Source organism: Ruegeria sp. H9 (genome assembly GCF_056532915.1).
On the sequence record NZ_JBQFNX010000003.1, the window covers coordinates 39,682 to 63,151 of the forward strand.

The window sequence follows — 23,470 nt, forward strand, 5'->3', positions numbered from 1 at the left end:
TCGTCACCCGCGACCGATATAGGGCATGGTCGTGGCCATAACGGTCATGAACTGCACATTCGCCTCAAGCGGCAGTTCGGCCATATGCAGTACCGAGCGGGCGGCATCCCCGACATCCATGGTGGGATCAGGGTCGCGGCCTTCGGCAAGTGCCTCATCGACCAGCCCTTGCACCATCGGGGTGCGCGCATTTCCGATGTCGATCTGACCACAGGCAATTCCAAAACTCCGCCCGTCCAGAGACAGGCTGCGCGTCAGACCGGTAATCGCGTGTTTCGTCGCAGAATAATGCACCGAGTTCGGGCGCGGCACATGAGCAGCGATTGAACCGTTGTTTATGATACGCCCCCCCTGCGGCGCCTGAGCCCGCATCGCAGCAAATGCAGCCCGTGCACACAGGAACATGCCGTTCAGGTTCACATTGACCGAGCCGTACCAATCCTCAAGCGCGATCTGGTCGATGGTGCCACCAGGGGAAAAAATCCCGGCATTGTTGAACAGCACGTCCAATCGCCCGGTCTGTCGGGTGAATGCAGTAAAGGCGTTTGCAACGGCATCCGGGTCAGTCACATCGGGCGACCAGCGGGATCGCCGAGGCGTTATGCTGTGCCATAGCATGAAGTTTGTCAGCGCTGCGGGCCAGAAGCCCGACAGTCCATCCTTCTGACAGAAACAGCTCGGCGGTGGCGCGGCCTATGCCCGAGCTTGCACCGGTCACGATGATCGTCTTCATGTCTCTTCCGCCTCCAATGTCAGGGATGGTGCCGCAACCGCACGCAGGTCATCTACACGCAGCGGGTGGGTCGGTTTCGACAAGCGGTTCCGCACTACCCAGATTAGCCTCTCCTGTGCGCGGGTTATGGCGACATAAGCTAGGCGCTTCCACAACGGTTGCCCGGCCTCAGTACGGCCCATGCGGGCGGCTGCGTAGATGTCTGGCGCAAAGACCTGAACCGTGTCCCATTGCGACCCTTGCGCCTTATGGATCGTCACAGCGGCACCATGCAGGAACGTTGCCCCCATACGGGCAGCATAGGGAATGAACGGCTCCTCCTCATCGGGCTTTTCAATCTGCACGATCGACGCCGCCGAGACCTGAGGGTCTTCGGCCCCCATCACATGCAACCGCGAAAAACCCGGCTTGCGACCAGGGCCAAGATAGATGACCTGTGCGCCTTTGATCAGCCCGCGCGCCTCAAGGTCCAGCCGCTTTTTGCGGTGCTTCAACGGCAGCTCAATGCCGTCACAAATCAACGGTTCCCCTTCCAGTAGTTCAGTTTCCGGCGCGCCATGTACGGTGCGGAACGCCTGAATCAGCCGGATTCGGGTCGCATTGCGCCAGACAAGAACCGGGCTGCGCGCCATCAGATCAACCTCGACCCGCTGTCCCCAGACAACGCGGCCATCCTTTCGGGCAGTGTCCTCGATCAGACGTTCGAAATCCTCAAACCCCATGGCCGGATCGGACAGAGCATGGGCGAGGTCTAGGATCGGGTTATCCGCAGTTTGCCGATGCACGCGATGCAGGATTTGCTTGCGCGGCTCTGGCAACCCGTCAAACACCATCGAGCCCGATTGGTTGACCGGCGCCAACTGCGCCGGATCACCAAATAGCAACAATGTTGGGAAGATTTCCTTTAGATCCTCGAATTGTCGGTCGTCTAGCATCGAGGCTTCATCCACAAAACCGATATCCAGCGGCTCTTCCCGACGTTTCCAGCCGGTGATGAAATCCGAACCGCGCAACCCAGCAGCGGCCAGCGCACCAGGGATGGATTTGTTGTTGGCATAGAACGCGGCTGCGCGGTCCAGCGCTTCGTCTGTCAGCCCTTCGATCTCGGGCCGTTCGTCATTGCCCGCGAGCCATTCGGCGATCCGCTCGTATTCAGGGTCGTAAACAGGCGTATAAAGGATGCGATGGATCGTCGTCGCGGGCACCCCACGCAGCCGCAATACGCTAGCGGCCTTGTTCGTCGGCGCGAGGATCGCAAGGCTGCGCTTGTCGCGGGATTTGCGGCTTTCGAAATCGCCCGAGATCAGGTTGACCCCCGTCTCGGCCAAAGCTTTGTAAAGCTCTGCCAGCAACAGGGTTTTGCCCGATCCAGCCTTGCCAATAACGGCCATAACACCAGACTTTCCGCTGCCGGGCAGTTTCAGCAGAGCGTCGTCTTCAAGGTCTACTCCGGCACCTCGCAACATCTCGGCAATGTTGTCAAAAGCGGCGGCCTGATCTTCGGAAAATGTGACTTGGGGCAAGGACATGGCGCGACCCTACAGGGACGCGCCGCGCGCTGCCAGATGCCGATTGGTTTTTCCGTATGCTTATGCCGACAAAGCGAACCGGTGCTGTGCGCCATGGCCAAATGCTGTCTTGAACCACAGGCGCGACAACTCTCGCGGGATGCCTGCGCGGGCTGCTACACGGTTGCAATCATCCGCTGAATAAGGCCACAGGCCGACCGAGATCTGATCGCGCCCTTTCCCTTCGGTGCCCAAAACCACCGGAGACGATCCGATCATACGGTAGATCCGGATCATGCGGGCATCAAAAACGCCCGCTATGTGGGTCAGGCCAAACCCTTCCATCACCTCACCGCCGCTCAGCATGATGGCCCCAGCAGTATGAGCGCTGGCGTTGCGCGAGAGGCAAAAGCGAGTGACCTCCCAGATTAGTGGGCTTCGGATCGGACTGCCCCCGGTGAGATGTCCGAATATGTCGTTCACCATGACCGGACCGGTCGTCGGTAGGATCCGCATGGACCCGCCATGGCTGCCATCTGCCTCTTCCCAAATCACATAGAGCGGGTTCAGGTCATCGTACTGATCCCGCTCTTCCCCCTTTTCATTAACCTTAACATCCCAGCCAAGGCGGGTTTTGAACTGATCCGCGCGATCCCTGTACATCCCCCTGGCCAATTCCGGAAAGTTATGCAGCTCATCGGCATACAAATAACGCAACATGACGTGTTCCCCTTGTCGTCCATAGTTGGAACAAAGGGGGTACGAACACGTGGTTAATTTAAGGTGAGACCACCGTACGGTCGTTAAACGACTATTAATCCTCTACTGAGTGCAGTGGCGATTGCATGAGTCGTATTTTGCGCACCGAGTTTTGAGCGTGCGCTTTCGATATAGGCCCTGAGCGTATGCTCAGAAATGGAAAGCGAGTGCGCCACCTGCGCTCGGCTATACCCCAGCGCCAGCAATGTCATTGCATCGATTTCGCGGGGCGAGAGCCCCCGCATGTTGTCCGGCTGCCGTTCTTTTGCAAATTCCAGCGCTTTTCGATTGAGGAAATGCGCCACCAATATGAGATCTCGGCCATACGTTTCGACAAATGCCTGCCATGCGATGTCATCACAGCTGTTGTTGACCGTAAACAGCGCGAATTGCCCGCCTGGCCCCCGCAGCGGGATCGAATAGCCCTGATTGCCGACGCCATGTTCCTGCGCGTCCTGCAGGAAGGCCTTTACTGCTTTGCCCGACCAGTTCAGCTGTTTCCAGTCCACAGCGTGAAATCGCTGAAAACAACCCAGAATAACCGGATCAATACGATGATAATTCCTGTCTCGATACCGTTCATCCCAGGCATCCGAATAAGTCGTGAACCCGTATTGATCCCCGGCCCCATCAACCCAATGATATGTCATGTGGTCAATTTGCAGCTTGTCCCGCAACTGGACTGCTACGCTGGTCAGCTCGTCAAGCGTGCTGGTGCTTTCCAAATCCCCTAGGATCTGGCTCAAATCGAATTTTCTTCCCATTCGCGGGCGCGCAAGCCTCATCCTTTGAGGACGCAATCTCGGCCGCGGCGATCAGTCTTGTGTCGTCAAGCTGCTCGGCCAGCGCGCTCAACCCATTCGCCACAGCAAAGGCGTTGAGGTCCGACAGAACGTCCAAAATCCACTCATTTTGCGCCATCAGGGTGTCCCCGAAATAGTTAACGAAGGGTTAACACAACCATAACATGTGCAGACTAATTCGGCCTACTCGCTGCTTTCTACTCCCCAGAAATAGCGGGGGGCGATTTCTTAAAGCATTGAAAATACATAATCATCGATAGAAACGATGAACACCCGCAAGGCGTGTGTGCGCCCTGCGGGTGTTGCAGCTGCTGTTCGCCTGAGACCGTTAGTCGCGGGCAGCCAATACTTCTTCAAGGGTGCGCATGCCTGTATGCGGAGCCTGAACCAGCACCGACATGTTGCCCGGCTTGTGTTCGTTACGCATCATCTTCATGTGCGCCTCAGGCAGATCCTGCCAAGTGAACACTTCGGACATGCACGGATCCAAGCGGCGCTCGACCATTAGCTGGTTTGCAGCCGAAGCCTGTTTGAGATGCGCAAAATGCGAGCCCTGCAAGCGTTTTTGGTGCATCCACATGTAACGCACGTCGAAGGTCAGGTTGTAGCCAGTGGTCCCGGCGCAGATCACAACCATACCTCCCTTTTTCACGACAAAAGTGGACACCGGGAACGTGCTTTCGCCGGGGTGCTCGAACACCATGTCGACGTTCACACCTTTGCCGGTAATATCCCAGATGGCCTTGCCAAACTTGCGGGCTTCTTTGAACCATTCAGCATATTCCGGAGTATTCACCGTGGGCAGCTGGCCCCAGCAGTTGAAATCCTTGCGGTTGATGACGCCTTTGGCGCCAAGGTCCATCACAAACTCACGCTTGCTTTCATCCGATATCACGCCGATCGCATTGGCACCCGCGGTGTTGATCAACTGTATCGCGTAAGAGCCCAGACCGCCCGATGCGCCCCAAACCAGGACGTTCTGGCCCGGCTTCAGATCGTGCGGCTCGTGCCCAAAAAGCATCCGATAGGCTGTTGCCAAGGTCAGCGTGTAGCAGGCGCTTTCTTCCCAGGTCAGGTGCTTGGGACGCGGCATCAGCTGCTGTGCCTGAACATTTGTAAACTGCGCGAACGAGCCATCAGGTGTCTCATATCCCCAGATGCGCTGGCTGGGCGAATACATCGGATCACCACCGTTGCAGTGTTCGTCATCGCCATCGTCCTGGTTGCAGTGAATCACGACTTCATCGCCGACTTTCCAGCGCTTCACTTTGTCACCAACCGCCCAGACGATGCCCGACGCATCTGAACCTGCGATGTGAAAGGGTTGGCCGTGGCCATCAAACGGGCTGATCGGCTTGCCAAGCGATGCCCAGACGCCGTTGTAGTTTACACCCGCCGCCATAACGAGAACCAGCACTTCGTGGCTGTCCAGCTTCGGGACATCAACGACTTCCAACTGCATCGCTGTGTCTGGCTCACCGTGGCGCTCTTTCCGGATGGCCCAGGCATACATTTGCTTGGGAACATACCCCATCGGGGGGATTTCACCCATCTCGTAGAGGTCCTTTTCCGGCGCCTCATACGACGCGATACCGCTGTCGACATCCAAAGCCATGCTGGCCTCCTTTTTCCAACTGTTGCCGCGCCGCAGAATCGCGGCTTTCCAAAGACGAAATATTAGCCCCTGAGTAATATTGCAACCGTTTTTGGTATCTATTTTGTAATTTTATGACCCAGCAGTTGCAGAAATACTTTCTGCACTTGCATCATTCTCAGCCCGAACAACGGGTTCTGATGCTGCCGCGTAATAAGCAAGCAGCTCTGATCGCTCGCCTGATGGGCGCAACACTCCAGCCTCGCGACGCAGAATCCGTCGCTCGACCAACTGATTGATGGCATCGTCAACAGCCTCTCCATCATCCTGGGCAACCGCATCGCCGCCCAACGTCAGCAAACGCGCCTTCAACTCCTGCTCTGACATTTCGCCTTCTTCCTGAACCAGCCGACACGCTGCAGGCACTGGAACAAAGGGAATTGCGGCACCGATCCTGCGCATCAACTCGCGGGCCAGATCGGTCGTTAGGTCACGTTCGTGCGCGACTCGAAATTCCTTTAGAGAAATCGGTGTCGCATACCGCACCGAGGCAATCCCGAATCTCTTGTAGCGCCCGACGAGCTTGCGCCAAATCTGCTTGAGCGACCAGCGGGTGATAACCCCGATCCGCGCGCGGAAGCGGCGTTCACTATCCTTCGCTGCCGCTGTTAATACGGTATCTTCAAGCACCCGATCATAGTTCAAAGCAACCGGAACAAACACCACATCCCGCCCCTGCGGTTCGACTCCGTCAAGGATATACTTCAACAATCCCAGCTTGGGGCGCCCCAGTTTGCCAGTCAGACTCAGCCCGCCCTCAGGGAACATGGCCTGCGTCACGCCCGCTTCGGTCGCGTGCCTTACATAGCTTGCAAGGACCTGTCGATATAGGTCGCTACCCGACTTGCGGCGAATGAAATAGGCCCCCATCGCGCGAATCAATCGACTTAGTGGCCAGACACGGGCCCACTCGCCCACAGCATAGGATAAGGTCGAATGGTCTGCCGCCAGATAGGTGACCAGCACGTAATCCATATTGCTGCGGTGGTTCATGACATAAACGACCGTCGCATCGGGATCGATACTGTCCAGCGCGGCTTTGTCCTCGTAACCCAACTGCACCTTGTAAAAGGCGTTACTCAGCATGCGGGCAAAACGGATCGCGATGCTGAAATACGCCACTGTCGAGAATGAGGGCGCAATCTCGCGCGCATAACGCCGTGCCAATTCTGAGGCAACAGCGTCAGGCACACCTTCTTCTTTGGCATGCTGCTGCACCGCCCGGCTTACTTGCGGGTCATAGATAAGCCGTTGAATCATGTCATGCCGCCCCGCCAACTTGAACGGTTGGATCGGGCGCTGAAGGCGCTTGTTCAACCGTGCGACGGCGCGCTCAAGGCGGCGGCGGAAAAACCAGCGCACCGACGGAAACAAAAAATGAGAGGCAAATGTGACCGCGGCAAACAGCACGATCAGCACAAACAGCCAAAGCGGGATTTCCACAGTCTGCATCATTCGGGCACAGTGCCATCAAACGCGACCACCCACAATCTGCAGAAACCGTCGATGCCGCAACGCAGCGAATTGACATGTACTGAAAATTACTATTTACCACCATAGAACGTAATTTTGTTACCCACCGATCCGCGAGGCCCGACCCATGACGCAGTTGCAGAAAGATCGCCCCTGGCTCATCCGTACATATGCCGGTCACTCAACGGCCAAAGCGTCAAATGCGCTTTATCGTGCGAACCTAGCCAAAGGTCAGACCGGCCTGTCCGTGGCCTTCGATCTGCCAACCCAAACAGGGTATGACAGCGATCACACTTTGGCGCGCGGCGAAGTTGGAAAAGTTGGGGTTCCGATCTGCCATCTGGGGGACATGCGGGTTCTGTTCGATCAAATTCCGCTGGAACAGATGAATACCTCGATGACGATCAATGCGACTGCTCCTTGGCTTTTGGCGCTATATATCGCAGTTGCCGAGGAACAGGGCGCGGATGTCTCGAAATTGCAGGGGACCGTCCAGAACGACCTGATCAAGGAATACCTGAGCCGCGGCACTTATGTGTGCCCACCCAAGCCATCGCTGAAGATGATCGCGGACGTGGCCGAATATTGCTACGATAACGTGCCCAAATGGAACCCGATGAATGTGTGTTCGTACCACCTGCAAGAAGCAGGCGCGACGCCCGAGCAAGAGCTGGCCTATGCTCTGGCGACTGCCATTGCAGTGCTGGACGAACTTCGCCCGCGCGTTCCGGCTGAAGACTTCCCGGCACTCTGCGGGCGGATTTCGTTTTTTGTGAATGCGGGCATCCGGTTTGTCACCGAAATGTGCAAAATGCGCGCCTTTGTGGATCTTTGGGACGAAATTCTGCAGCAGCGCTATGGCATTGAAGACCCCAAGTTCCGCCGATTCCGTTATGGCGTTCAGGTAAACTCGCTGGGACTGACCGAACAGCAGCCGGAAAACAACGTTTATCGCATACTGATTGAAATGCTTGCGGTGACGCTATCCAAACGTGCCCGCGCACGTGCGGTGCAGTTGCCTGCATGGAACGAAGCGCTCGGCCTGCCTCGTCCATGGGATCAACAATGGTCGATGCGGATGCAACAAATCCTCGCCTATGAAACCGATCTGCTGGAATATGGCGATTTGTTCGACGGCAATCCGGTTGTCGACGCCAAAGTCGAAGAACTTAAAAATGGCGCACGGGCCGAATTGGCTAATCTCGAATCGATGGGCGGCGCGGTAGCCTCGATCGAATACATGAAATCGCGGCTGGTCGAGTCCAATGCCGAGCGCCTGAACCGTATTGAACGCAATGAAACTGTCGTCGTTGGCGTAAACAAATGGACCGAGGGCGAAGCCTCACCTTTGCAGACCGAGGATGGCGGCATCATGGTCGTCGACCCGGCGGTTGAACAGGAACAAATCGGGCGCTTGAACGACTGGCGTGCGGATCGGGATGACGCCGCCGTGGCTGCGGCGTTACAAGCCCTGCGCGAAGCAGCGAAATCTGGTGCCAATGTGATGGCACCTTCAATCGCTGCGGCCAAGGCCGGTGTCACAACTGGCGAATGGGCCGAGGAAATGCGCAAGGCCTACGGTACATATCGTGGACCAACCGGCGTCTCGGGATCTGTTTCGAACAAAACCGAAGGTCTGGAAGACTTGCGCGCGGCCGTAGATGCGGTAAGCGACCGTCTGGGGCGCAGGCTGAAGTTTCTTGTTGGCAAACCTGGTCTGGACGGACACTCGAACGGAGCCGAACAGATCGCCTTCCGCGCACGCGACTGTGGCATGGATATCAGCTACGAAGGTATTCGTCTTACGCCCGAAGAAATCGTAACTGCGGCACAAGAAGACAAAGCGCATGTGATTGGTCTATCTATCCTCTCTGGCAGCCACCTGCCTTTGGTGAAGGACGTGATGACGCGGCTGAAAGCAGCAGGGCTAAGCGATATTCCCGTCATTGTAGGTGGGATCATCCCCGATGAGGACGCGGATCAATTGCGTTCCATGGGTGTATCGAAAATCTATACGCCGAAAAATTTCGAATTGAATGCAATCATGGGCGATATCGTCACATTGGTTGACCCAACGGAAATTGCGGCTGAATAGAAAAGCATATTACAGAAATCTCCATTTCTATTTCCGGTAAAATGGGAATAGATAGGTTCGGGTTTATTCAATTTCCCCTGCAATAATTAGGGGAATAGCCGAAATGGAGAAGATTATGGCAATCGATCTTGAAAAAATGTCGCGCAAAGAACTGCTCGAATTGCGCAATCGGGTCGAAAAGGCGCTAAAAACCGCCGAAGTGCGTGAGCGAAAAGAAGCGTTGAAAGCCGCCGAAAAGGCGGCGGCGGAATATGGGTTTTCGTTGTCTGAATTGTCAGGAGACAGCGCTAAATCGGTAAAATCATCTAAAGCGAAGTATCAAAATCCGAACAATCCGTCGCAAACCTGGACCGGGCGGGGCCGCAAACCGCAGTGGGTTCATGACGCCATAAAAGCCGGTACCGATATTACTGATCTGGAAATCTGATCGGGGGCAAGTGGCAAAATGACTATCCATATTGGAGCCCAAAAAGGCGAGATTGCCGAAACCGTTCTTTTGCCCGGCGACCCGTATCGTGCAAAATGGGCGGCCGAAACGTTTCTTGAAGACGTAAAGCTGGTAAACGAAGTGCGTGGCATGCTGGGGTTCACCGGCACCTGGAAAGGAAATCGTGTTACCATTCAGGGTAGTGGCATGGGGATGCCGTCTCTGTCGATCTACGTGAACGAATTGATCCGTGACTACGGCGCCAAAACTTTGATCCGGATCGGGTCCTGTGGCGGGATGCAAGACAGTGTGAATGTGCGTGATGTTATTCTGGCGATGACGTCGACCACACTCAGCACCCCTTCGCGCGGGATCATGAGAGAAATGAACTTCGCCCCTTGCGCGGATTGGGGTCTTTTGCAGTCTGCAGCATTGGCTGCACAAGCCAAAGGTACGCCAACCCATGTTGGCGGCATCTATTCATCCGATGTCTTTTATGACGAACGCCCGGACCTGAACGAACAAATGGTTCGGCACGGTATTTTGGGTGTCGAGATGGAAGCGGCAGAGCTTTACATCCTTGCCGCGCGTCACAAATGCCGCGCATTGGCGGTACTGACAGTCTCGGACCACCTGTTGACCGGCGAAGCCCTGCCCTCCTCGGACCGAGAAAGCAGTTTTGGCGACATGGTCGAAATCGCGCTGCAGGCGGCGTTCCCGGACAGCTGAATTGCGCGATATCTAGCGCCCGTGCGTGCGGTCATATCCGTTGCGCGCGGGGCTGCGCCATCCCTCAAGCGCACTTTCAGCCGGGGCAAAGGTTTCTACCAGCAGGGGATAACAGGCTGCGGTATCCGATGAATGCTCGGACGAGCAATCACCGCCCGGGCACGCGCTTAGATTTCCCAGCAGGTCAATCTCGGCGAAAAACTCAAGATAGTCTCCCGGACGGACAGGTGAGGCTTTCATGAAATACTGCCCGGTATCACGCGTGAAACCGGTGCACATGAACACGTTCAATACATCATGTACCGCAGGCTCGGCTTCGGTCAAAGAGACGCCCAAATGATCCGCCAGCGCGCGTGTCAGATTCGAATGGCAACAGTGATGGTACTGGGATCCAGCTAGCAGATTACCGGTATAGGGATCACATCGGGTCCCGATCACATCGTGCACCGACCCGCCGAAATCATCGATTCCGTACCACCCCAGCGTATCTGCAATGATTGTCGCCATCGGTCGCATATGTGGAAAGCTCGACCACATGCGCTCACCCACGGTGATATGTGTGCCATGCAACGCGCGCGTCTTGCCGGAATAGAACCGCTCGGAAAGGTCGTTGAGGTTCCACAGGTTTAGATCGCCAACTTGCGATCCTTCAACAGAAGTGATCCGAAAGAAATGCCCTGCAGGCACCTCAAAGCATTGCGCATCTCGCGGTGGCACCAACACCTCACCCGTTTTGTGCGCTGTATCACGCGCAGTTTGATAGAGCCCTAGATCGGGTTTTGGTAGCCCTTCATTCGGGTAGCAAATAACGGGCGCAATCGCGCGGCGCGCATCTGCATCCATGGGTGGGCGGGGAGTATTCCGAGATTCTGACATGGGCCGAGAGTGGCGCAGTTCGGCCCGGTGGGAAACCCCCAACAGCAGCTATTGTCCTTTCAGACACTGTGTGGGCTCAACATCAGATTTTGACACCGCGCCACAGTAAGCACAGCGCCACTGGCCCTCGCTTCGATGTTGCCGCCACCTGCAGTCGCGCGTCAGAGACGACGTGCGGGACCGCCAGAAAAAATAGGCAAAAACGCCAGCGGCGAGCAGAAGCAATAGAACGGGCATAGCTCCGCATTGCCTATTGTGTCGTAATTTTCAAGCCCGCGCGACACGGTTAAGCCGCGTTCGCATATTCAAACAATTCTGGTGTTTCGTCTTTGGCCGGAACTTTGGGCTCGGGCGTATAATAGGCCCAAGCTTGCTCCAGAAATTCCAACGCTTTGGCTGCGTCGTGTTTTTGGTTTTGCATGTTCATCGGAGTGACCTCTTTTCGAACTCATCACTCCTCCCTGCGCCAACTTTAGATCCGCGCTCGTACAAGCGCATCGCATAGTTTTGCAGAGGCGGCATGCACTTGCCGCAACCCGGCAAGTGCTTTGTTTTGGTGCGTGATCAGACCGCGCGGTCCACCATCATCTTCTTGATTTCTGCAATCGCTTTGGCCGGATTCAGACCCTTGGGACAGGTCTTGGCGCAGTTCATGATGGTGTGGCAGCGATACAGCTTGAAAGGATCTTCCAGCTCGTCCAAACGCTCACCGGTGGCCTCATCCCGACTGTCGATGATCCAGCGGTAAGCATGCAACAGCGCGGCAGGGCCGAGATAGCGGTCGCCGTTCCACCAGTAGCTGGGGCACGAGGTCGAGCAACTGGCACACATCACACATTCATAGAGACCATCCAATTTCTTGCGGTCTTCGATGGATTGCTTCCACTCTTTTGCCGGACGATTGGTCTTAGTCTCCAACCACGGCATGATCGAGGCGTGTTGGGCGTAGAAATGAGTCAGATCAGGGATCAGGTCCTTGACCACCGGCATATGGGGCAGCGGGTAGATCTTCACGTCGCCCTTGATCTCATCCATCCCATAGATACAGGCCAGCGTGTTAATCCCGTCGATGTTCATCGCGCAGGACCCGCAGATGCCTTCGCGGCACGAACGGCGGAAGGTCAGAGTCGGATCGATCTCATTCTTGATCTTGATCAGAGCGTCCAGAACCATCGGGCCGCAAGTATCCATATCGACGAAATAAGTATCGACGCGCGGGTTCTGGTCATCATCCGGGTTCCAGCGATAGATCTGGAATTTGCGCACATTGGTCGCGCCGTCGGGCTTGGGCCAGGTTTTACCGGTGGTGATCCGGGAATTCTTGGGGAGGGTCAGTTGTACCATGGGTTCCTCTCCTTAGAACGTCCGCGCCTTGGGCGCGATTCTTTTCATGCTGATGCCGCCCTCGTCTTCGGTCGTCAGCGGATCAACGATAACCGGACGGTAGCTAAGCTCTACTTTATTGCCATCGACACGGCTGACCGTGTGGACGCGCCAGTTCTCATCGTCACGCTCGGTGAAATCTTCATGGGCGTGTGCACCGCGGGATTCCTTACGCGCTTCGGCACCAACGATGGTGGCGAGCGCGCTTGGCATCAGGTTGGTAAGCTCGAGCGTCTCCATCAGATCGCTGTTCCAGACCAACGATCTGTCAGAAACCTTCAGGTCGTCCATCTTGGCAGCGATCGCGGTCATCTTCTCGACGCCCTCAGCCATGGTCTTCGAGGTGCGGAAAACCGCCGCGTCCTCTTGCATGGTGCGCTGCATCTCAAGCCGCAGATCTGCGGTTGGAATTGCGCCGCTGGCGTTGCGCGCCGCATCGAACCTGTCAAACGCTTTATCTACAGAGGCCTGGTTCAGAACCGGGTTCGACGCGTCGGCATCCACAACTTTGCCCGCCCGGATCGCCGCCGCACGGCCAAACACCACGAGGTCGATCAGCGAGTTTGAACCAAGACGGTTTGCCCCGTGAACCGAGGCACACCCGGCCTCGCCCACAGCCATCAGACCAGGGACCACGGCGGTCGGGTTGTCGGCTGTCGGGTTCAGAACTTCACCCCAATAGTTCGTCGGGATACCACCCATGTTATAGTGCACGGTCGGCAGAACCGGGATCGGTTCCTTGGTAACGTCAACACCGGCAAAGACGCGCGCAGATTCTGAAATGCCCGGTAGGCGTTCCGCCAAAGCTTCGGCTGGCAAATGGCTGAGGTTCAGATGGATGTGATCGCCGTTGTCACCGTGGCCGCGCCCTTCGCGAATTTCCATGGTCATTGAACGGCTAACGTAGTCGCGCGGCGCGAGGTCTTTGTACTGAGGCGCATAGCGCTCCATGAATCGCTCGCCCTCCGAGTTGGTTAGGTATCCGCCTTCACCACGTGCACCTTCGGTGATCAGGCAGCCCGATCCGTAGATGCCGGTTGGGTGGAACTGAACAAATTCCATATCCTGCAGTGCAAGACCCGCGCGGGCCACCATACCACCACCGTCGCCGGTGCAGGTATGTGCCGAGGTTGCACTGAAATAGGCGCGGCCATAGCCGCCGGTCGCCAGAACAACCATCTTGGCGTTGAAGACGTGCATCGTGCCGTCGTCCAACTTCCAGCACACGACCCCCTGACACTGTCCGTCCTCAGACATTATCAGATCAATGGCGAAATACTCGATGTAGAACTCGGCGTTGTTCTTCAGCGACTGACCATACAGCGTGTGCAGGATCGCATGACCGGTCCGGTCGGCGGCGGCACAGGTCCGCTGCACGGCGGGGCCTTCGCCAAATTCGGTGGTGTGGCCACCAAATGGGCGCTGATAGATCTTGCCTTCTTCGGTCCGGCTGAATGGCACTCCGTAATGTTCTAGCTCATATACGGCTTTGGGTGCTTCACGCGCGAGGTATTCCATCGCATCGGTGTCACCCAGCCAGTCCGAGCCCTTTACGGTGTCATACATGTGCCACTGCCAATGGTCTGGCCCCATATTCGACAAGGACGCCGCAATGCCGCCTTGGGCGGCCACTGTGTGTGAACGAGTCGGAAATACCTTCGTCACGCAAGCGGTGCGCAAACCCTGCTCGGCCATGCCCAATGTTGCACGCAGACCCGCGCCACCGGCACCGACAACCACCACGTCATATTCGTGGGTTTCGTATTCATATGCTGCTGTCATTGTTCTTGTTCCTTACTGCGCATATCCGAGGGCCAGACGCGCGAGCGCAAACAGACCCGCAGCAATGAGTGTGTATGCAAAAGCTTGCGCGGCCATCAGCGCCAGCTTTTCCGCGACGCCATGCACGTAGTCCTCAATCGCTTCCTGGGCTTCGCGCAACAAATGCGGGACGACAACAACCAGTGTCAGACCCATGATAATCGCCGGGAACGGGCGGCTGTAATAGGCCAGAGCCTCTTCGTAGGTTCCGCCTAGGGCGTGCCCGAAGGTAAATACAAACAGCGGAACAAGGATGACCAATGCCGCCGAGCTGAGCATCATTTGCCAGTGGTGATGTGTACCTGCACGTCCGGCCCCCATGCCCTGCGCGCGTTTACGGTCTGTGAGAAACTGCATCGCGAACCTCCCCTTAAAGCGCTACGGCTGTGATCAGAGCCAGAACAGTTGCCAGCACGAACATGCCAATGCCCATCTTCTCGGACACTTCAACATTCACGCAATATCCCAGATCCCAGATGACGTGCCGTAAACGGCCCAGCATGTGATAGAAAATGGCCCAAGCCGCGCCGAACATGATCAGATCACCCAGGAAACTGGTCATCAATCCATTGATCAGCTCAAAGGCGCTTTCCGATGTGGCCGCAGCAAGTAACCACCAGACGACCAACAAAGCCAAACCAAAAGACGCAAGACCCGTGATGCGCACCATAATCGAAGATATGGACGTCATCTGTGGACGATAGATCGTCAAATGTGGAGAAAGCGGGCGGTTGCCTCGATTTACATCGGCCATGTTGGCTCCTTTTCGGTTGGCTACCGAACGTTTTACTGTTTTTTACGACTCTGTCACGCGCTGCAGGTGCAAAATCCAGTAAATTTAACGCAAAATCGCTGATAAGCCGTGTTTGTGATCACACAAAATATTCTCGTGATCACAAATCACATTCGATACCGCCAATGTTAGCGTTTTCAATGAAAAAGCAATGTGATCACGAATCTATTATTGGAGCGGCGTCAGCCCTGCAGTCTGCTGTGTCACCTCGCGTAAAAGCTTCTTGCGAATACGTTCGGGATAATCCGCGAAGCCTGCTGCAGAGACGACAAAGGCCCCCTCGCCAACGATGACGTTCTCGAAGAAATAGGCTGTCAGATCGGGTTCACTTTCTTCTATCGCGATCGCGTTCACCGTGATGCCGCGATCCCGCAGTTTGGCGTGGATGGTCGACGGCTCGATTCCTTCATTCGAAATTCCGTCGCCCGAAAGATCAATAAGATGCCTTTCGCATTCGGGCACGTCGTCAAAGCTGGCAACCGTCATATCGAGCGCCTCACCTATCGCAGTTGAGAAGTTACGCCAGACACGAGGGTCAGCTGCGACCTGATCAGCAAAACGGTCCAGGGTGTTAAAACTATCGATCCGGGTCCAGGGGATCGTGATCCTCTGGCGAGAACTGCCTGTCCATTGCACAAGCATCAGCCGAGCCTGTCCGCGCACCAAGGCCTCGGATACGATAGGGTCCCGCAGACCTGCGGCAAGACCGTCCATTTGGATACGATATTCCTCGGAATCAACCGAGCCTGAAACGTCTACGGCCAAGGCCAGAGCCAAATCACAAGCATAGGCCTGAGATGCCAGATACAGGCTGGCGGCGAGCGCACGAAACATCATCATGCGCCAAGCGTAGCATGGATTTCGCGGACCGTGATCACATGAATGTCAGCCGCCAGAAGGCATTGGCTACATTGGCATAAGAGCCCAATAATCCAAATCTAACAGAACGTTAGACAGGTACTTACCCTCGTCATTGCGCAAAGTGAAAGGCTCGCCGCCTTTGGTCGCAACAAGGCGCAAGCGGATGGCACCGATTCCGGGAGTTCCGGTCTCGGCCTTGTCCAAAACTTCGGACCAGGCTTTGATCGTATCGCCCGAGAAACAAGGGTTGGCGTGGGCACCGCCGTTCAGGCCAACGATCATCTGCGCATTCGCCAGGCCATTAAACGACAAGGCACGCGCCATTGAGATAACGTGGCCGCCATAGATCAACCGTCCCTCTGGACGGAAGGTGAGGTCGAAATGCACTTTGGCGGTGTTCTGCCACAGGCGGGTGGCCAGCATGTGCTCGGCCTCTTCGACGGTCACGCCATCGACGTGATCAATCGTTTCTTCCGTGTTGTACGCATCCCAGCGGTGGTTTTCACCGGATTGTACAAAATCATATTTTGAGAAATCGAGGCCCTGAGGAACGACCAAATCGCTGACATCCAGCGCCTTCTTCAACTCGGGCACCACCGTTTCGGGCGCGGGCGCGTTGAGGTTGGATTTGCGCACCATCACCCAACGCACATATTCGATAACCACCTCATCGCGCTGGTTCAGGCCGCGGGTGCGGACCCAGACGACGCCGGTTTTGCCGTTTGAGTTTTGCTTGAGGCCGATCACCTCGGATTCGGCGCGCAGCGTATCACCGGGATAGACCGGTTTCAGCCAGCGACCCTCGGCATAACCCAGATTGGCGACCGCGTTCAGCGAGATATCGGGAACCGTTTTGCCGAACACCACATGGAACGCCGCCAGATCATCAATCGGGCTTTGCGGCAGGCCGCAATTCCGGGCGAACTCATCCGAGGAATAGAGCGCATGTCGTGCCGGGTAGAGCGCGTGATACAACGCGCGCTCACCATCAGTCACCGTGCGCGGCACGGCGTGATGCAGGACCTGCCCGATAGAATAATCCTCGAAGAAATTACCCGGATTGGTTTTTGCCATTATTGCTGTCCCAGTTTCATGTCGGGGGAATAGTCGGCGTCGACCTCTTTGGTCACAGCCTGCGCACAGCGCATCACGTTGTTGGCCGCGTCAAAGGCATAGGACGGGTCGCCATAAAGCTCCCATCCCTTTGCCAACGCGTCCGAGACCTTGTGGCAGAAGGCTGATGTGTCTTCCTCGGTCAACAAACGATAAAGTTTCGCCATTGATTAGGCCCCTTATCCACCAAACGGAGACGGACCAACCAGCCCGTGAATATAGCCCACAACGCCCAGCAGAACGATGGAGCCCACAAAGAACATGGCATCTTTGCCGTATGTGCCGGGTTCGCCCGGCGCCCAGTCTGGTTCGGATTTGTTGATCACGATCACTTCGACAATTGCCCAGGCCAGCAAGCCACCAAACAGGATGATCGAGGCCAGATCACCGTTCACCAACAGGTGCGCAAAGGCCCAGAGTTTAAAGCCACCCAGCATGGGGTGACGGACCTTGTTCAACAGGCGACCTTTGGTTCCCGCAGGGCTGGCCAGATAGAACGCGATCAACACCAGCAGGTTGTTGACGTGAATCAGAAAGGTTGGCGGCGCCCAGACATATATGAAATCGGTCATGCGATAACCGAAGATCATCAACAATACCGAGGCCACCAAGGCGAGCGCCACGACGCCCTTGCCCGCGTCGCCCATGGCGGCACGTCGTTCCGGCATCGCGCGCTTAAAAAGATGTGCGGCCCACCAAAGTGCCACACCAAGGATCAGAAGAACAAAGCCCATACTGGCTTACCCCGCTTGCAAAGCTACTATCGCCTCTGCTTTTGCCAGAGTTTCGCGGGCAGTTACAACGTGTAGGTTTTCAACAATCTTGCCATCGACAACGGCGACCCCCTGCCCCTGCGACTCGGTTTCCTCGAAAGCGGCAATCTGACGGCGAGCCAGATCAATCTCATCCTCGGAAGGGGCAAAGGCGGAGTTTGCGATGTCGACCTGGGCCGGGTGGATCAGGGTTTTGCCATCAAAGCCCATGTCGCGGCCCTGGGCACACTCGGCGGCCAGACCGTCGGTGTCCTTGAAGGCATTGTAGACGCCATCGACGATGATCAGCCCCTCTGCCTTGGCCGCCAACAGGCACAGGCCAAGCGAGGTCATCATCGGCAAACGGTCGGGGCGGAAGCGCGTCTGCAGCTCTTTCGCAAGATCGTTGGTCCCCATGACAAAGCCTGCCATCAGCGGATGTGCGGCAATTTCGGCTGCGTTCAGCATCCCGCGCGGCGTCTCCATCATCGCCCAGATCGGCAGGTCTCCGGTGATTGAGGTCAGCGCATCCACATCCGCAGCAGAACTCACCTTTGGCAACAGAACGGCATCTGCATCCATCTCGCGCACGGCTTCGGCATCCGCGCGCCCCCATTCGGTATCAAGCCCGTTGATCCGCACGATCTTGACCCGTGCGCCATAGCCTCCGGCGGCCAAAGCCGCCTTGAGGGTCTCGCGCGCGTTCTCTTTCTCATCAGCCGCAACCGCGTCTTCAAGATCAAAGATGATCGCATCCACCGGCAAGGTGCGGGCCTTATCAAGCGCGCGTTCACGCGAGCCGGGGATGTATAGTACCGAGCGATAGGGGCGTTGGCGCGGGTCCACGGGACTCTCCCATTGAAATAATATTGCGCGGAATGGGGCATTTTTTGACGGAAAGTTCAAGAACAAAATCGCCGCAGCGCAGCATTTCCTGCGCTGCGCAACGTGCGTTGCCTTAACGCGATGTCCTTTTGCCTACGGCACGCTGCTTTGAGGAAGAGCTTGAAAGGGGTGACCAATGAAAACGATTATGCTGAAAATGACGATTGGCTTGGGCATCATGGTACTGGCAGCGCAACAAGTCAGCGCACAGAATTGTGCGCCACGCGAGGACGTGATCAAGCGATTGGCAAAGTCCTATGGCGAAACCCGACGAGGCATCGGTATTGCGCGTCAGGGAGCGGTGATGGAGGTTTTTGCCTCGGACCAAACCGGCAGCTGGACCATTGTTGTGACCTTGCCGGAAGGTGTGAGCTGCCTGATCGCCTCGGGCCAGTCTTATGAAACACTGGCCGAAACGCTGCCGCCCAACACCTAAACCAGCGCATCCCAAATAAGTTTGCTTCCCGTCAGGGTCAGCAAGACGTAGGCAATGTTGAAAAACAATCGTTCGGAGAGCATGAAATGCGCCCGGACGCCCAGCCAGGCCCCGAGGATCGCAAACGGGGTCAGCAAGAGGTCTGCCAAGGCTGTGTGCCAAGTGAAGAGGCCCAGATAGGCGAAGGGCACGAATTTGACGGCGTTGATCACCCAGAAGACCAGCACGGTTGAGGCTTGAAATTCGGTTTTCGTCAGGCGTTGTGACAGCAGGTACACGGCGGCGGGTGGGCCGCCCGCATGGCTGACAAAGCTGGTGAATCCGGCGATCAGCCCGGCAAACAGGCCCGCCGATGGAGGCAACCGGTTGGCAAAGCCCCGCACCCAGCCTCTGGTCTGGGCAACGTGCCAGATCACAAAACCGACCGATATTCCGCCAATCAACAGACGTAGCAGATCGTCATCCGTCGCACGATAAAGCCACGCGCCCAGCGCGATACCGGGTACTGCGCCCAACATCAGAAGGCGCGAATCCGGCCAGCTCCAGCGTTTCCAATACGGCTTTAACGTCGCCAGATCGATCACCATCAGGATCGGCAGCATTAGCGCTAGCGCCTGTCCTGGCGTCAGTATCAGAGCCAGAATCGACGAAGATGCAAACGCCACTCCCGAGCCGAACCCACCTTTCGAGATGCCCGCGAAGATCACCGCCGGGATCGCCACTGCAAAAAACATCAGGTTCATCTCGAACATCAGGCACCCCGGAAATATGCATGATTCACAGGCGATTTAGCGCAATCGGCGGGGTGGGTGCAAACGGTATGCGGTGGCATGCCGCGCCGCAGAAGGCTTGCGTGACGCCGCTTTTGCGACTAGCACAACCGCGATTTCAAAACCGACCGGAGATATTCCAAATGGCCAGACCCAAGATCGCGCTGATCGGCGCAGGTCAGATCGGCGGCACGCTCGCCCACCTCGCTGCAATGAAAGAACTTGGTGACGTCGTGCTGTTCGACATCGCCGAAGGCACCCCGGAAGGAAAGGCGCTGGACATCGCCGAATCCGGCCCCTCGGAAGGCTTCGACGCCAAACTGAAGGGCACCCAGTCCTATGAGGATATCGCCGGTGCCGACGTCTGCATCGTCACCGCTGGTGTGCCGCGCAAGCCGGGCATGAGCCGCGACGACCTGCTGGGCATCAACCTGAAGGTCATGAAATCGGTCGGTGAAGGCATCGCCGCAAACGCTCCGGATGCGTTCGTCATCTGCATCACCAACCCGCTGGACGCGATGGTTTGGGCGCTGCGTGAATTCTCGGGCCTGCCGCACAACAAAGTCTGCGGCATGGCGGGCGTTCTGGACTCGGGCCGTTTCGCACACTTCTTGTCGGAAGAGTTCAATGTGTCCATGCGCGACGTCACCGCCTTTGTTCTGGGCGGCCATGGCGACACGATGGTGCCTTCGGTGCGCTACTCGACCGTTGCCGGTATCCCGCTGCCCGATCTGGTTGAGATGGGCTGGACCACGCAGGAAAAACTGGACGCCATCGTTCAGCGCACCCGTGACGGCGGCGCAGAAATCGTTGGCCTGCTGAAGACCGGCTCGGCTTTCTATGCACCGGCGACTTCGGCGATCGAAATGGCCGAAGCCTATTTGAAAGATCAGAAGCGCGTTCTGCCTTGTGCAGCCTATTGCAACGGCGAACTGGGTGTCGACGGCATGTATGTCGGCGTGCCTACCGTAATCGGTGCAGGTGGTATCGAGCGCGTCGTCGACATCAAGCTGAACGAAGAAGAACAGGCCGGTTTCGACAATTCGGTCAATGCCGTTAAGGGCCTGATCGAAGCATGCAAGGGCATCGACAGCTCGCTGGCCTAAGTCACGAACCCTAAAACCAATGAACCGGCCCTCTTCACGGGCCGGTTGTCTTTTACACGGTGCCAAGCTGGCTAAAAGATGTTCGCGCAAACGTCGCAAAACTCATCTATGAATGTGTTTTGTGGGCATGATCCCGGATCATCGAATCAATTTCCACGCCCCGCAATTTTTGTGATCACACCCCAAAAACCTGTGATCACAAATACTGAAAATCTTCGACAATTTCCCGTGACCCGTCAAAAAACTCTTTAATTTTGGCGCTTAGACACCCCTATATCGGTGTAATCGTAGTCAGACGGGACAATTTCGATGAACATTCACGAATATCAAGCCAAAGCGCTTCTTCGCAGCTATGGCGCTCCGGTCTCCGATGGTCGCGCAGTTCTGCGCGCCGAGGAAGCCAAAACCGCAGCCGGTGAATTGGACGGGCCGCTTTGGGTCGTCAAGGCGCAAATCCACGCGGGTGGTCGCGGCAAGGGTTCCTTTAAAGAGGCCGACGCCGGTGAAAAAGGCGGTGTCCGTCTGACCAAATCGGTGGAAGAAGCCGCCGAAGAAGCCAAAAAGATGCTGGGCCGCACGCTGGTCACCCATCAGACCGGCCCCGCAGGCAAGCAGGTGAACCGCATCTACATCGAAGCCGGTTCGGGCATCGAACGTGAACTTTACCTGGCCCTGCTGGTGGACCGCCAGACCAGCCGTATCTCATTCGTATGCTCGACCGAAGGCGGCATGGACATCGAAGAGGTGGCCGCTGCGACGCCTGAGAAAATCCTGTCCTTCTCGGTTGATCCCGCCACTGGTTATCAGCCCTATCACGGCCGCCGCATCGCGTTCTCGTTGGGACTGGAAGGCGCGCAGGTCAAACAATGCGTCAAGCTGATGAACCAGCTCTACAATGCCTTCGTCGAGAAGGACATGGAGATGCTGGAGATCAACCCGCTGATCGTCTCGGACAAGGGCGACCTGAAAGTACTGGACGCAAAAGTCGGCTTTGATGGTAACGCGGTATACCGCCACCCGGATATTGCCGAGTTGCGCGACACGACCGAGGAAGACCCCAAGGAACTGGAAGCGTCCAAATACGACCTGAATTACATCGCGCTGGACGGTGAGATCGGCTGCATGGTCAACGGTGCCGGTCTGGCGATGGCGACGATGGACATCATCAAGCTTTACGGTGCCGAGCCTGCCAACTTCCTGGATGTTGGCGGTGGCGCGACCAAAGAGAAAGTGACCGAGGCGTTCAAGATCATCACCTCGGATCCGAACGTCAAAGGCATTCTGGTCAACATCTTCGGCGGCATCATGCGCTGTGATGTGATTGCCGAGGGCGTCGTTGCCGCGGTGAAAGAGGTGGGTCTTCAGGTCCCGCTGGTCGTGCGTCTGGAAGGCACGAATGTCGAGAAGGGCAAAGAGATCATCAACACCTCGGGCCTCGATGTGATAGCGGCGGACAACCTGAAAGACGGTGCCGAGAAGATCGTGAAGGCCGTCAAAGGCTGAGTGTCATCCCGTAGGGTGGGCGTCAGCCCGCCTTTCCCAAGATTTTGGCGGGCAGAAGCCTGCCGTATAAAGGAGAACGCCAGATGGCAGTCCTCATCGACGAAAATACCAAAGTGATCTGTCAGGGCTTTACGGGCTCGCAGGGCACATTCCACAGCGAACAGGCCATTGCCTATGGCACCAAGATGGTCGGCGGCGTGACCCCCGGCAAAGGCGGGATGACCCATCTTGACCTGCCTGTGTTCAACTCGGTCCACGAGGCAAAGCATGTGACCGAAGCCAATGCCAGCGTGATCTATGTACCGCCGCCCTTTGCGGCTGACTCGATCCTCGAAGCGATTGATGCCGAGATGGAAGTGATCGTCTGCATCACCGAAGGCATCCCGGTTCTGGACATGATGAAGGTGAAGCGCGCGCTGGAAGGCTCGAAATCCCGCCTGATCGGCCCGAACTGCCCCGGTGTCATTACGCCCGACGCCTGCAAGATCGGCATCATGCCCGGCCACATCCACAAGCGCGGCTCGGTCGGCGTTGTGTCCCGTTCGGGCACCCTGACCTATGAGGCCGTCAAGCAGACCACCGATGTGGGTCTGGGCCAGTCCACCTGTGTGGGCATCGGCGGCGACCCGATCAAGGGCACCGAACATATCGACGTGCTGGAATGGTTCTTGGCCGATGACGAGACCGAGAGCATCATCATGATCGGTGAGATCGGTGGCTCGGCCGAGGAAGAAGCCGCCCAGTTCTTGGCGGATGAGGCCAAGAAGGGTCGCAAAAAGCCGACCGCTGGTTTCATCGCAGGCCGCACAGCCCCTCCGGGCCGCCGCATGGGCCACGCGGGCGCAATTGTCGCCGGCGGCAAAGGCGGAGCCGAGGACAAGATCGAAGCCATGCGCTCGGCCGGTATCGTCGTGGCCGAAAGCCCGGCGCAGCTGGGTGAGGCTGTGCTGGAAGCCATCGGTTGACCAGAATTTGACTGCTTTGGGAGGA

Annotated in this window: 25 protein-coding genes and 1 pseudogene; 7 read left to right on the top strand and 19 right to left on the bottom strand. The window is 56.9% G+C overall.

Annotation, left to right across the window (positions count from 1 at the left end; all coding sequences use genetic code 11):
• Positions 1-3: 3 nt before the first annotated feature.
• From ACR0CZ_RS14315 to ACR0CZ_RS14345, 7 genes and pseudogenes are all read right to left on the bottom strand, one after another.
• Positions 4-733, bottom strand: a pseudogene (locus ACR0CZ_RS14315) (SDR family oxidoreductase).
• Positions 730-2,262, bottom strand: coding sequence for an AAA family ATPase (locus ACR0CZ_RS14320; RefSeq protein ID WP_170395830.1), 1,533 nt, complete (start codon positions 2,260-2,262; stop codon positions 730-732). Before ACR0CZ_RS14320 ends, ACR0CZ_RS14315 begins: the two are co-directional and overlap by 4 nt.
• A gap of 60 nt (positions 2,263-2,322) precedes the next feature.
• Positions 2,323-2,961, bottom strand: a complete 639-nt coding sequence (locus ACR0CZ_RS14325) for an acyl-homoserine-lactone synthase (protein ID WP_170395828.1) — start codon at positions 2,959-2,961, stop codon at positions 2,323-2,325.
• A gap of 83 nt (positions 2,962-3,044) precedes the next feature.
• Positions 3,045-3,764: a helix-turn-helix transcriptional regulator gene (locus ACR0CZ_RS14330; protein WP_170395826.1), complete on the bottom strand. Its 720-nt coding sequence runs from the start codon at positions 3,762-3,764 to the stop codon at positions 3,045-3,047.
• Positions 3,703-3,921, bottom strand: coding sequence for a hypothetical protein (locus ACR0CZ_RS14335; protein WP_152610760.1), 219 nt, complete (start codon positions 3,919-3,921; stop codon positions 3,703-3,705). The genes ACR0CZ_RS14330 and ACR0CZ_RS14335 overlap by 62 nt, the downstream gene beginning before the upstream one ends.
• Positions 3,922-4,131: 210 nt before the next feature.
• The gene (gene ccrA / locus ACR0CZ_RS14340; protein WP_170395824.1) at positions 4,132-5,418 is read right to left on the bottom strand and encodes a crotonyl-CoA carboxylase/reductase; all 1,287 of its coding nucleotides are present in this window, start codon (positions 5,416-5,418) and stop codon (positions 4,132-4,134) included.
• Positions 5,419-5,529: 111 nt separating this feature from the next.
• On the bottom strand, positions 5,530-6,912 hold the full coding sequence (locus ACR0CZ_RS14345; RefSeq protein ID WP_170395815.1) for a 1-acyl-sn-glycerol-3-phosphate acyltransferase: 1,383 nt from the start codon (positions 6,910-6,912) through the stop codon (positions 5,530-5,532).
• A gap of 145 nt (positions 6,913-7,057) precedes the next feature.
• Here ACR0CZ_RS14345 and ACR0CZ_RS14350 point away from each other — a divergent pair, with 145 nt between their 5' ends.
• From ACR0CZ_RS14350 to deoD, 3 genes are all read left to right on the top strand, one after another.
• Positions 7,058-9,025, top strand: a complete 1,968-nt coding sequence (locus tag ACR0CZ_RS14350) for a protein meaA (RefSeq protein ID WP_170395813.1) — start codon at positions 7,058-7,060, stop codon at positions 9,023-9,025.
• Between the two features lie 115 nt (positions 9,026-9,140).
• Positions 9,141-9,452, top strand: a complete 312-nt coding sequence (locus ACR0CZ_RS14355; protein ID WP_170395811.1) for an H-NS histone family protein — start codon at positions 9,141-9,143, stop codon at positions 9,450-9,452.
• 18 nt (positions 9,453-9,470) lie between these two features.
• Positions 9,471-10,181, top strand: coding sequence for a purine-nucleoside phosphorylase (gene deoD, locus ACR0CZ_RS14360; protein WP_170395810.1), 711 nt, complete (start codon positions 9,471-9,473; stop codon positions 10,179-10,181).
• A 12-nt stretch (positions 10,182-10,193) separates the two neighbouring features.
• On the opposite strand, the gene ACR0CZ_RS14365 is transcribed toward deoD, so the two are convergent.
• The 11 genes from ACR0CZ_RS14365 to ACR0CZ_RS14415 form a co-directional block, all read right to left on the bottom strand.
• Positions 10,194-11,057, bottom strand: a complete 864-nt coding sequence (locus ACR0CZ_RS14365) for a DUF1989 domain-containing protein (protein WP_170395808.1) — start codon at positions 11,055-11,057, stop codon at positions 10,194-10,196.
• Between the two features lie 286 nt (positions 11,058-11,343).
• Positions 11,344-11,484, bottom strand: a complete 141-nt coding sequence (locus ACR0CZ_RS14370; protein ID WP_170395806.1) for a hypothetical protein — start codon at positions 11,482-11,484, stop codon at positions 11,344-11,346.
• 137 nt (positions 11,485-11,621) lie between these two features.
• Positions 11,622-12,401 carry a succinate dehydrogenase iron-sulfur subunit gene (locus tag ACR0CZ_RS14375; protein WP_170395804.1) on the bottom strand — a complete coding sequence of 260 codons (780 nt, stop codon included), beginning with the start codon at positions 12,399-12,401 and terminating at the stop codon, positions 11,622-11,624.
• 12 nt (positions 12,402-12,413) lie between these two features.
• Positions 12,414-14,222 (bottom strand): succinate dehydrogenase flavoprotein subunit, encoded by a 1,809-nt coding sequence (gene sdhA, locus ACR0CZ_RS14380; RefSeq protein WP_170395802.1) that lies wholly within the window; start codon positions 14,220-14,222, stop codon positions 12,414-12,416.
• Positions 14,223-14,234: 12 nt separating this feature from the next.
• The gene (locus tag ACR0CZ_RS14385; protein ID WP_170395800.1) at positions 14,235-14,618 is read right to left on the bottom strand and encodes a succinate dehydrogenase, hydrophobic membrane anchor protein; all 384 of its coding nucleotides are present in this window, start codon (positions 14,616-14,618) and stop codon (positions 14,235-14,237) included.
• Between the two features lie 13 nt (positions 14,619-14,631).
• Positions 14,632-15,015, bottom strand: a complete 384-nt coding sequence (sdhC, locus tag ACR0CZ_RS14390; protein WP_170395798.1) for a succinate dehydrogenase, cytochrome b556 subunit — start codon at positions 15,013-15,015, stop codon at positions 14,632-14,634.
• 207 nt (positions 15,016-15,222) lie between these two features.
• Positions 15,223-15,894, bottom strand: a complete 672-nt coding sequence (locus tag ACR0CZ_RS14395; RefSeq protein ID WP_480454258.1) for a DUF1194 domain-containing protein — start codon at positions 15,892-15,894, stop codon at positions 15,223-15,225.
• Between the two features lie 66 nt (positions 15,895-15,960).
• A complete protein-coding gene (locus ACR0CZ_RS14400) occupies positions 15,961-16,989 on the bottom strand; it encodes a MaoC family dehydratase (protein ID WP_170395796.1) in 1,029 nt (342 codons plus the stop codon).
• Positions 16,989-17,195: a DUF1737 domain-containing protein gene (locus ACR0CZ_RS14405; RefSeq protein ID WP_010442832.1), complete on the bottom strand. Its 207-nt coding sequence runs from the start codon at positions 17,193-17,195 to the stop codon at positions 16,989-16,991. The genes ACR0CZ_RS14400 and ACR0CZ_RS14405 overlap by 1 nt, the downstream gene beginning before the upstream one ends.
• A gap of 12 nt (positions 17,196-17,207) precedes the next feature.
• Positions 17,208-17,762: an NnrU family protein gene (locus ACR0CZ_RS14410; RefSeq protein ID WP_170395794.1), complete on the bottom strand. Its 555-nt coding sequence runs from the start codon at positions 17,760-17,762 to the stop codon at positions 17,208-17,210.
• Between the two features lie 6 nt (positions 17,763-17,768).
• The gene (locus ACR0CZ_RS14415) at positions 17,769-18,626 is read right to left on the bottom strand and encodes an HpcH/HpaI aldolase/citrate lyase family protein (RefSeq protein WP_170395792.1); all 858 of its coding nucleotides are present in this window, start codon (positions 18,624-18,626) and stop codon (positions 17,769-17,771) included.
• Between the two features lie 175 nt (positions 18,627-18,801).
• On the opposite strand from ACR0CZ_RS14415, the gene ACR0CZ_RS14420 reads away from it, so the two are divergent.
• Positions 18,802-19,101, top strand: coding sequence for a hypothetical protein (locus ACR0CZ_RS14420; RefSeq protein WP_170395790.1), 300 nt, complete (start codon positions 18,802-18,804; stop codon positions 19,099-19,101).
• Here ACR0CZ_RS14420 and ACR0CZ_RS14425 read toward each other — a convergent pair.
• The gene (locus tag ACR0CZ_RS14425) at positions 19,098-19,853 is read right to left on the bottom strand and encodes a sulfite exporter TauE/SafE family protein (protein WP_170395788.1); all 756 of its coding nucleotides are present in this window, start codon (positions 19,851-19,853) and stop codon (positions 19,098-19,100) included. The two genes, ACR0CZ_RS14420 and ACR0CZ_RS14425, sit on opposite strands and share 4 nt — an antisense overlap.
• A 161-nt stretch (positions 19,854-20,014) precedes the next feature.
• On the opposite strand from ACR0CZ_RS14425, the gene mdh reads away from it, so the two are divergent.
• The 3 genes from mdh (at position 20,015) to sucD (ending at position 23,445) form a co-directional block, all read left to right on the top strand.
• A complete protein-coding gene (mdh, locus tag ACR0CZ_RS14430; RefSeq protein WP_170353522.1) occupies positions 20,015-20,977 on the top strand; it encodes a malate dehydrogenase in 963 nt (320 codons plus the stop codon).
• A gap of 309 nt (positions 20,978-21,286) precedes the next feature.
• A complete protein-coding gene (gene sucC, locus ACR0CZ_RS14435) occupies positions 21,287-22,480 on the top strand; it encodes an ADP-forming succinate--CoA ligase subunit beta (protein WP_170395786.1) in 1,194 nt (397 codons plus the stop codon).
• A gap of 83 nt (positions 22,481-22,563) precedes the next feature.
• Positions 22,564-23,445 (top strand): succinate--CoA ligase subunit alpha, encoded by an 882-nt coding sequence (sucD, locus tag ACR0CZ_RS14440; protein WP_058278790.1) that lies wholly within the window; start codon positions 22,564-22,566, stop codon positions 23,443-23,445.
• The last annotated feature ends 25 nt before the right edge of the window (positions 23,446-23,470 follow it).